The following is a 10,143-nucleotide window of genomic DNA, read 5'->3' as shown; positions in this document are numbered from 1 at the left end:
ATAATTTTGTATATAAAAAATAAGGAAATATATGAAATTATTTGTATTTCTTTTGGGTTATTCATGTTTTTTAGTGACTAATATGTTGAAATATTAGTCACTTTTATATTTATTTATTGTTTTTTTTATGACTCGACCTAAAAAAACTCCATTTATTTATGTTTTAATTATCTTTAATTTTAAAATATTATAAATTTTATTGAAAAAAATATTAATTTATAGACAAGAAAGGTAGGTCTGGAATCTTTTTGAATGAAGAAAAATAGTAAATTTATACAAATTATTATTTCATTAATTTTTATTTTGATTATGTTATTTTTATCTTTTTTTTATAAATTAATGTTAAATGATATTTTTTTTCTCTATTTATTTTTGATTTTGAAAATTATATTAGGTTTATTATTGTTAATTTTTAGTATTTATTTTTTTATTTTAGCTGAAGACTTTATAGTAGGCGGATTAGAAAGTAATTTGCTTTTTTTAGACAAAGTTTTTTTGTATAATCGCTTGAATAAAAAACAAAATTATTTGTTTAGTAATCCTTTAGGCATTATCATTTCTCGCTTAATTATTATGTTTTTTTTTGGTTTTTGGTTACCTAATACTTTCTTTTTTCTCATAACTACTGTTTTTTTTAATTTAATTTTTACTTGGTCTATTAAATTTTTATCTAAAAATTCTGTTGATAAGAGTTTTTTTATTAATTTATTACCAATTTTTATTAAGAAAAATAAGTTATTAAAACTTTTAGTTATTTCTTTAATTATAAGTTTTTGCATAGGAATTGGTTGTGGTTTAATTTTTTCTAGTGGCTCTTCTACTGGCGGAACTGACATTATATTTTTGCTATTAAATCAAAAATTTAATTTGAATTTACATTATATTTTATTTTTTGTGGATGGAATTATTATATTAATTTCTTTTTTGATAGATTTATTCCGTTATCCAAATATGAGAAATTTTATTATTACTAAATATTTTTTTTCTTTTTTTATTTTAATATTGGTTGTTAATTTAATTTCTTTATTCACAGGATAAATTAACTTATATTAAATCTAAAAATATAATAATTAGGAATTTTGATTTTAGATTTTGATAAATAATTTTTATACAATTATTAAAATATGTTAATTTTATAGATTTGCAAATAATAAAAAAAGATTTATAATATAGTAGTAATTTTAATTTTTTATTGAATTATTAGTCATGATCGGTTTTTAAATATAATTTTTTTAAGATTTTGATAAAATATTTTTTAATTTTAGATTAATTTTTAAAGTAAATGTAAAAAAGCAAAGTGGGATATGGTTATTTATGAATAAAACAAAGATTATTTGCACTTTAGGACCTTCCTGTTATTCTGAAACAATTTTGAAAAAGATGATTTCTAATGGTTTAAGTGTTGCTAGATTTAATTTTTCTCATGCTGATTATGATGTTAGTAAAAAAATAATTTCTATTATTAGAAATATTAATCAAGAATTAAATAAATATGTAGCATTAATGTTAGATACTAAAGGTCCTGAAATTAGAACTCATAATTTTGATGGTAATGTTTTAATAAATAAAGATTCTTTGGTAAGAATTTCTTCAAAAGAAGTTTTGGGTAATAGTAAAATTTTTTCTGTAACTTATCCGAATTTTTATAATGAATTACATATAGGTGATTTTATTAATATTGATGATGGTTATTTATCTTTGCAAGTGATTGAAAAGGATGATTCAACAAAAGAGTTAATCGCAAAAGCCCAAAATAATCATTTAGTTAAATCTCGAAGAGGTGTTAATGTTCCTGGTGTTAAGTTAAATATTCCTTTTTTGTCGGAAAAAGATAAAAAAGATATTTTGTTCGCTATTGAACAAAATTATGATTATATTGCGGCTTCTTTTGTCCGAAATGCTCAGGATATACAAGATATTAAAGATCTTTTGGAATCGAATAAATGTTATAATCTTAAAATTATTGCTAAAATAGAAAATCAAGAAGGTATAGATCATATAGATGAAATTTTAGCTATTTCAGATGGTATTATGGTTGCTAGAGGTGATTTGGGAATCGAAATTGATGGCACTTTAGTTCCTTTATATCAAAGCGAAATTATTGATAAATGTCTTCAAAAAGGTAAACTGGTAATTGTAGCTACTCAAATGTTAGAATCTATGCAAAAAAACCCCCGCCCTACTAAAGCCGAAATTTCAGATGTTTTCAATGCGGTTCGAGAAGGTACAAGTGCTACTATGTTATCTGGCGAAAGTGCCTCAGGGAATTATCCTTTAGAATCTGTTCAATATATGTATAATATTAGTAAAAGTGCGGAAAAATTTTTAGATTATGATGTTTTTTTGAATTATTATGAACCTAAAATTTGGAGGGAAAAATTTTTATTAGGTGCAATTGAATTAGCTAACATTATAAATGCTAAAGCTATTTTAGTAAATAATTTTTCAGATGCTTGTATTATTTCTAAGTTTCATTCTGCTTTTCCAATATTAGCTGTAGTTGCAAATCTTAAAGAAGCATCTTGGTTATCTTTGTATTTTGGTGTTATACCGCTTTTAAACTCCGATGAATTGAATGCCAAAATGATTGATTATCAAATAGAAACCAATCAACTAATTGAAGTGAATGTATCTCAAATTTTGATTAAATAATTTGAATTTTTTTATGATTTTTATTAAATTAATTTAAGTTAAATAATTTAATATTAAAATGTTATTAAAACTTAATATTTATTATTATTTAGAAAGTTAAATAAAGGAGCTTATAATTTTGTTTAAAAAAATAGATGATTTTTTATATAATGTAGAACAAAAACCTATGTTTCAAGTTTTAGACGAAAAAGGTTGTGTAATTAATCCTGAATTTGAACCTAATTTATCAAATGAAGAATTATTGAAAATGTATGAGTTTATGGTTTTTACTAGAGAAACGGATACAGCAGCCTTTCAATATCAACGTCAAGGACGTATGCTTTCTTATGTGTTAAATACAGGTCATGAAGCTTGTCAAATAGGTCTTGCTGCAGCTTGTGCAGATAATGATTGGATTTCTCCTTATTTTCGTGATTTAGGAATTTTTTTATATCGTGGCGTTTCTGCAGAAAATATTTTGCTTTATTGGTATGGTAATGAAAAAGGTTCAGCTATAGATTCTCGAAAACGTATTTTGCCTGTTAATATTATTATTGGTAGTTCTATAAATATAGGTGCTGGATTAGCTTTAGCTAGTAAATTAGATAATAAAAAGGATGTTACAGTAGCAACTATTGGAGATGGCGGTACTGCGAGTGAAGAATTTGCAGCGGGTTTGAATTATGCAGCGGTTTTTCAAGTTCCTTTGGTAGTAGCTATTCAAAATAATCAATATGCTATTTCTACTCCTAGAAAAGTAGCTTGTTATGCTGAAAGTTTAGCTCAAAAAGCTATTGCTTTTGGTATACCTGGTATAAGAGTTGATGGTAATGATATTTTAGCTGTTTATGCCGCTTCCAAACATTTTATTGAATCTGCTAGAAATGGCAATGGCCCTTCTTTATTGGAATTATATACATATCGTTTATTGGGGCATACTACCAACGATAATCCTTCTTTATATCGTTCTAAAGCTGAAGAAGAAGAATGGTTTAAAAAAGAACCTATTTTAAGATTTCAAAAATATTTAATGAATAAAAATATTTTAACAGATGATTCGATTAATAAAATTAAAAATAATGTTATCGAAAAGATTAAAGAAGCTCATAAATCTATTTTAACTTACGCTAATATAGTAGAACCAAGAGAGGTTTTCGAACATACTTATGAAAATATGACTCCTCAATTAAAAAATCAGTTGCATGATTATGAATTATTTTTAAAATCAACAGAAGAAGGGAAATAAAATTATGGCTTTTATAAAAATGAATATGTTAGAAGCTATTAATCATACTTTAGATTATGCGTTAGGGAATATTCCGAAAGTTATTTTGTTTGGAGAAGATGTTGAAGATTTAGGTGGCGTTTTTAGAGTTCTTAAAGGTCTATATAATAAATACGGGGGGTCGAAAGTTTTTAACACTCCTATTTCAGAATCTAGTATTTTAGGTAGTGGCATCGGATTAGCTTTAGCTGGTTTTCGTCCTATAGCGGAAATACAATTTGAAGGTTTTATTTTTTCAGCTTTACAAGATTTATTTTGTCATGCTGTGAGATTACGTAATCGTACTCGTGGAAATTTTACAGTTCCAATGGTAATTCGAACTACAATACAAGGTAATATTAAAGCTTTAGAACATCATTCTGAATCTATCGAAGGTATGTTAGCTTCTTTTCCAGGATTACATGTAGTAGTCCCATCTAATCCTATCGATGCTAAAGGATTATTGATATCTGCTATAAAATGTAATGATCCTGTGATTTTTTTAGAACCAAAAGTTTTATATCGTGCTCGTAGAGAAGAAGTGCCTGTAGAACCTTATGAAGTAGAAATTGGTAAAGCTCGAGTAGTTAAAGAAGGTTCTGATGTTACTATAGTAGGATGGTCATCTGCTATTCCTGTGATTTTAAATGCTATTGAATCTTTGCAAAAAGATAATATTTCTGTTGAATTAATTGATTTAAGAAGTATTACTCCTATAGATCAAGAAACTATTGTTCAATCTGTGAAAAAAACTGGTAGGATAGTAGTAGCTCATGAAGCTACTAAAACTTATGGTCCAGCAGGAGAAATAATTACTTTAGTAAATGAATATGCTTTTGATGCTTTAAAAACTGCTCCTGTACGTATTACAGGCCACGATATTATAACTCCTTTAGCTAGAGGAGAATATCATCAAGTTTTAAATCCTACTAAAATTATTTATTATGTTAGAAAAATGTTTAATAAGTTATAAAAATGAGAGTAAAATAATAACAAAATAATAATTGTTTTTTATTATGCGCAAAATCAAAAAAGAAGTAGGTTTAATTATTATGAAACATAAACAAAAGTATGAATTTAAATTTCATGATTTAGGTGAAGGTTTGCATGAGGGAACTATAACTAAATGTCTTTGTAAAGTTGGAGATAAAGTAAAAGAAGGTCAAGGATTATTTGAAATTGAAAATGACAAGTTATCTGATACATTACTTTCTCCTGTAAATGGTGTTATTTTAGAAATAAAATGTTCTCCTTCAGATCAAGTAGAATTGGATCAAGTTTTAGCGGTTATAGAAATAGATAACGAAGAATAAATATATTTATAAATTTAATATAATACAAGGGGCTGAAATATATGTCAGATGTAGACAAAAAAAATAATAAATTTCAAGATGTTGACAGAGTAGAAGTTCAAAAAATTTCTAATTTACGTAAAGCTATATCAAAACAAATGTCTATCGCTAAAGCAATTATTCCAGATGTTACTTTAATGGAAGAATTTAATATGAATAATGTTGTTGATTTAAGAGCTGAATTAAAATCTAAGAATTCAACATCAAATATAAAACTAACTTATTTAGCTTTTGTTTCAAAAGCTTTAGTTAAATTATTAAAACAATTCCCTATTTTTAATTCTACTTTTGACGATCAAAAAGAAGAAATTATAATTAAAAAATATATTAATTTAGGTATAGCTGTAGATACTGATGATGGTTTAATGGTACCTAATATTAAAGATGCTGATAATTTAAATATTTGGAAAATTGCAGAATCTATTCAAAATTTATCTCAACGTACTCGAGATAAAAAATTAGTTTATAAAGATATTAATGATGGAACTTTTACTTTAAGTAATTGGGGAACTTTTGGGGTTTCTTATGGAACTCCTGTTATTTATTTTCCTCAAGTAGCTATTTTAGGTATGGGTGTAATGAAGTTAAAACCCATTATTTTGAAAGATGGTAATATTGGACAAGCCTACATGTTACCTTTGTCTTTAAGTTTTGATCATCGTATTATAGATGGTGGTATAGCATCTAGATTTTTAAGTTCTTTTAAAGATTTATTTAATAATCCATCGGTTTTGATTGAATAATTATAAAAATATTTTATTGAAGATATTATCGTTTATTTGATGAATTTTATATAAAGTTATAATTGTGATTTTGATTTTATAATCTATAAAAATATATTATTAGTATTTGTTACGGGATTAATAAGGTAGTTTTAAAAGAAATAAATATTGTTTTATCTCATCAAGAACTATAGCGATAAAGAACATTTTCTCAAAGGACACAAGAAATAATGACAAGTGGTTCTGAAAAGTGGTTCGCGATGGAAGTTAGTTAGCCAAGATGATTTTACTACCAAATGATTCTTGGGATAATCCTAAGAAAGATAAGAAGATGTAATAAAAAAAATACCCAAAAGTTAGGGACGCCAAAGAAGCCTAAATTTCCTGCTATCTAACCAATATGCTTAGTTAAAAAAGACTTCGCCACCGAATAATTCTAGGGAGAAGCCTGTAATGGCCTAAGAAGGAAAATTGAGGTAATAGAAGAACCTGTTCCGGAAGTTACTTAAACGGGCAGTCCAGAGTCTACTAGTATATATCACCTATACTGGGTAGTTTATCAGATAAAGAAACCTAGGATCATCCTCTTATAGAGGATACTTCCCCTAAAGAATTAAGGTCGAAATTTAGCGTAACTTGGAGAATCCTAAAACCAAGTAATGAAATTTACTAATCCGGAAATAAAAGCCCGGATGGTCAAGGATAAAGCATCTTCTTAGTAGTCGTAAGAATAAACCTAAATTTGGAATAATTTAGTTAATCGGCTTACCCAAAAGAGAGTTAATGACTCTTATAGGGCGAAAGAAGATAGTAATTTATTATTTATTCAATGGCATCAAGAAGGAAGTTGATAACGGTTTCACCAGCAACTAAACTTTTATGAACATAGAAGATTGTTCATCAAAAAAAGGTCACCCCTTAAAAAGAGAACTTCAGCAAGGAATGAATAACTTTTATAACACGTTGAAGAATTGCCGCTAACAAAAAAGGCAGGTACTACTGGAATTGATAATAAAACCATTAATGGAATTAATCTAAGAAAGATTAGAAAGATACTATTAGGAATATTTCAATAATGGTTACAAAAATCCGCATTCCTAGTGATAATAAAAAAACCAGACCCCTGGACTTACCGACCATCAAAGATCGGTTGATACAAAAAGGTCTCGAATAACTCCTAACTCCTCTCTATTTTGAAAACATCTTTTCAGCATGGAGCTTGGGATTCAGAACCAAAAAATCTGGTCATGAGGCCATCCAACGTTTCCAACCAAGATTAAAGGAATTGATTACCTTGTCAAAATCAACTTAAAAGGCTATTTTGATGCGATCAATTATGAGATTCTCATGAGGACCACCAGTTCATCAGAAAGAATAAAACCCTCTCAACTAGAGAATGTATATTTATATTACATTGACCTAAAAATGGAGGAACTGATTAAAGAAAAAAAACCAATTAAGATAGGGAACCCAGAATATTGGAAAGCATGGGATAAAAACCAACACGAGATAGCTAAATCTCCCCACCAATAAAACTCGTAAAGAGAAAGCCACTAAGAATTACTTAAATGGCAAGGTTCAAATCCAAATTCCCCAAGCGAAAGCCGAAGAATATGGAGCGGAATACAATTGGTTCAAGGATAGGAAGACGAAACACGACAAAACGTTAGCGAACAGAGACGAATTAGAAATAATCCGGACCTATAAAACAATCGTTAGAGGAATTTTTATCCAATACTTTTGTTTAGCTAACAACCTAGGGGTTTAACCCGTCTAAATTATCTAGCTGTTGGAAAACGGAAAACTTCAATTGCTAGAAGTGTGGAAGAAACTTAAGATAGGTTCAATTTGGAGTATTTATTATAATAATACCATCAATAAATACATATTCCAAATCTTAACTGACCGTTTGAAAACGGAACGTTGTGATAATTGCGACAAAATAACCTAATTTCAAATTCATCACATTGGAACGGTTCGCAATGCAAATCACCAAAGGATCATGAAAGTATTATGTAAAGATTGTCATTAGAAGATAACCAATCAGCAAATACATGATATTAGGAAAACAAGAACAATAAGAATAAATAGCTAATCAGTTGCGAGACGAAATTAGTTCTCGCAAGAGAGTAAATTAGGGCAAGCTAGATGCTGGAAAACTTGCTCGCATCGTTTGGACGGGGGCTGATGTTAAATAAAACAGCCAATACAAATCGCTGGATAAAACGTAATTAATCTATCCGTATTGGTTAATAAACTTATTAATTTTCTATTAATGATATTTTTATAAATTTATAATTTTACAAGAATTTAAAAAAATATTTGAATATTTATTATTGACTAATTTCTAATAATAAATGTTAAAGAAAAATTAATTTTTTAAATTTATTTAATTTTTTTTCAATTTATTTTTGCTATTTTGTTTTAAATTTATTTAATTAAAAAATATTTCAATTGTAAAGCGGGTTTTTTAATGATATGCAAAAAATATATGATATTTTAGTTATAGGTGGCGGTCCAGGAGGTTATGTTGCAGCTATCAAAGCTGCTCAGTTAGGTGCCAAAGTTGCTTTAATTGAGAAACATAAAATAGGTGGCATTTGTTTAAATTATGGTTGTATACCTACAAAAGCTTTTTTAAAAAGTGCTAAAGTTTGGGATTTATGCAAAAATGCTAGTCAATTCGGATTAAATAATATAGAAAATATTTCTTTTGATTGGAAATCTATATTACAACGTAAAGATAAAATTGTGAAAACTTTGACTAATGGAATAGCTTTTCTTTTGAAAAAAAATAAATCAATTGATTTTTATTTTGGTTCAGCAGAAGTTGTAAATGCTTATCAAATTGTTGTGAATAATCAAATTTTAAAAACTAAAAAACTTATTATAGCGACCGGTTCTCATGCTTTTATACCTCCTATACCAGGAGCTAAAGAATCTTATTTAGATAAATATTTATATACCAGTAAAGAATTAGTACAATTAGAAACCTTTCCTAAAAAAATAATTATCATAGGCGGAGGGATAATAGGTGTTGAATTTGCTACTATTTTTAATAAATTCGGATCTGAAGTGATTATTTTAGAAAAACAAAAATCTATTATTAGTTCAATGGATAACGATGTTATAATTGCTTATACTAAAAATCTTAAAAATGCCAATGTTAATGTTATGACAGAATCTAATGTAATTAAGATTGATAAAAATACTGTTTATTACGAATATCAACAAAATTTATGTCAAGAAACAGCAGATATTATTTTGATGGCTGTCGGAACAAAACCTAATTTAATAGGTTTAGATAAATTAAATTTAACTATGGATAGAAATGGTATTTTAACTGATAATTTTTTACAAACTTCTATACCTGATGTATATGCTATTGGAGATGTTAATGGTAAATGTATGTTAGCTCATGTTGCAAGTCATGAAGGTATTATAGCTGCACATCATGCTTTAAATTTAAAAGATCAAATTAATCCTATTAATTATGACCATGTTCCTTCATGTATTTATAGTTTTCCTGAAATAGCTTCTATTGGTTGCACAGAACAACAAGCCAAAGAACGTAATTTAAATTATAAAATTTCTAAAATGCCTGTTCAAGCAATAGGTAAAGCTCATGCTGATGGTGATTTAGAAGGTTTTGCCAAATTAATTGTTGATAAAAATACACTTCAAATTTTAGGTATGCATATTTATGCTTATAATGCTACAGAATTAATTACCGAAACTGGAGCTTTAATGAATTTTAATGGCACAGCGTATAACGCCACGGAAATAATTCATCCTCATCCAACTTTATCAGAATTAAATTTAGAAACTTTTTTAGGAGCTGTGGATAAACCTATTCATTTGTAAAGAAAAATGTTTTATTTATCATATGATTATATATCTTATTAAAAAATTAAGTTTTTATGAAAAAAATATTATTTAATTTTGAATTAAATAAAAATTTTATAGAATATTTATATTTTTGGCAAAAAAGGGGGATTAATAGATTATAATCCTCCCTTTTAATTAGTGATTTTAATTGTAAATAATATTTAGTTATGGTACCAAAAATGCCTAAATATTAAATAATTTCACCAATTACTAGTACTGATAAAAAAATAAACAGTTCCCAAAAGAAAAAACATCAGGAACCACATCTATTCTTAAAAATTGGTTA

At 26.9% G+C, this 10,143-nt stretch carries 8 protein-coding genes; all 8 read left to right on the top strand.

Annotated elements, in window-relative coordinates:
- Positions 1–252 precede the first annotated feature (252 nt).
- The 8 genes from OC683_RS01670 (at position 253) to lpdA (ending at position 9,833) form a co-directional block, all read left to right on the top strand.
- The gene (locus OC683_RS01670; RefSeq protein WP_304514823.1) at positions 253–1,038 is read left to right on the top strand and encodes a YitT family protein; all 786 of its coding nucleotides are present in this window, start codon (positions 253–255) and stop codon (positions 1,036–1,038) included.
- 276 nt (positions 1,039–1,314) lie between these two features.
- Positions 1,315–2,652: a pyruvate kinase gene (gene pyk / locus OC683_RS01665; protein WP_304514822.1), complete on the top strand. Its 1,338-nt coding sequence runs from the start codon at positions 1,315–1,317 to the stop codon at positions 2,650–2,652.
- Positions 2,653–2,818: 166 nt separating this feature from the next.
- Positions 2,819–3,877: a pyruvate dehydrogenase (acetyl-transferring) E1 component subunit alpha gene (pdhA, locus tag OC683_RS01660; RefSeq protein ID WP_304514824.1), complete on the top strand. Its 1,059-nt coding sequence runs from the start codon at positions 2,819–2,821 to the stop codon at positions 3,875–3,877.
- Positions 3,878–3,881: 4 nt separating this feature from the next.
- Positions 3,882–4,868 (top strand): alpha-ketoacid dehydrogenase subunit beta, encoded by a 987-nt coding sequence (locus OC683_RS01655; protein WP_304514821.1) that lies wholly within the window; start codon positions 3,882–3,884, stop codon positions 4,866–4,868.
- A gap of 43 nt (positions 4,869–4,911) precedes the next feature.
- On the top strand, positions 4,912–5,208 hold the full coding sequence (locus tag OC683_RS01650; RefSeq protein WP_304514820.1) for a biotin/lipoyl-containing protein: 297 nt from the start codon (positions 4,912–4,914) through the stop codon (positions 5,206–5,208).
- A 41-nt stretch (positions 5,209–5,249) separates the two neighbouring features.
- Entirely contained in the window at positions 5,250–5,990 is a 741-nt protein-coding gene (locus tag OC683_RS01645) for a dihydrolipoamide acetyltransferase family protein (protein WP_304514819.1), read from the top strand.
- 1,326 nt (positions 5,991–7,316) lie between these two features.
- Entirely contained in the window at positions 7,317–7,502 is a 186-nt protein-coding gene (locus tag OC683_RS01640) for a hypothetical protein (protein ID WP_304514818.1), read from the top strand.
- Positions 7,503–8,447: 945 nt separating this feature from the next.
- Positions 8,448–9,833: a dihydrolipoyl dehydrogenase gene (gene lpdA / locus OC683_RS01635; protein WP_304514817.1), complete on the top strand. Its 1,386-nt coding sequence runs from the start codon at positions 8,448–8,450 to the stop codon at positions 9,831–9,833.
- Positions 9,834–10,143: the final 310 nt, after the last annotated feature.

Origin of the sequence: Candidatus Phytoplasma crotalariae (assembly GCF_030586865.1) — a bacterium.
Taxonomy (GTDB): domain Bacteria; phylum Bacillota_I; class Bacilli_A; order Acholeplasmatales; family Acholeplasmataceae; genus Phytoplasma; species Phytoplasma citri.
The sequence above is the reverse complement of the archived record's forward strand: the minus strand, read 5'-3'. Positions and strand labels throughout refer to the sequence as shown.

Bases quoted from the DNA above. Each gene is read 5' to 3' on its own strand.
- OC683_RS01670 (WP_304514823.1), top strand. From the start codon at position 253: ATGAAGAAAAATAGTAAATTTATACAAATTATTATTTCATTAATTTTT.
- pyk (WP_304514822.1), top strand. From the start codon at position 1,315: ATGAATAAAACAAAGATTATTTGCACTTTAGGACCTTCCTGTTATTCT.
- pdhA (WP_304514824.1), top strand. From the start codon at position 2,819: ATGTTTCAAGTTTTAGACGAAAAAGGTTGTGTAATTAATCCTGAATTT.
- OC683_RS01655 (WP_304514821.1), top strand. From the start codon at position 3,882: ATGGCTTTTATAAAAATGAATATGTTAGAAGCTATTAATCATACTTTA.
- OC683_RS01650 (WP_304514820.1), top strand. From the start codon at position 4,912: ATGCGCAAAATCAAAAAAGAAGTAGGTTTAATTATTATGAAACATAAA.
- OC683_RS01645 (WP_304514819.1), top strand. From the start codon at position 5,250: ATGTCAGATGTAGACAAAAAAAATAATAAATTTCAAGATGTTGACAGA.
- OC683_RS01640 (WP_304514818.1), top strand. From the start codon at position 7,317: ATGAGGACCACCAGTTCATCAGAAAGAATAAAACCCTCTCAACTAGAG.
- lpdA (WP_304514817.1), top strand. From the start codon at position 8,448: ATGCAAAAAATATATGATATTTTAGTTATAGGTGGCGGTCCAGGAGGT.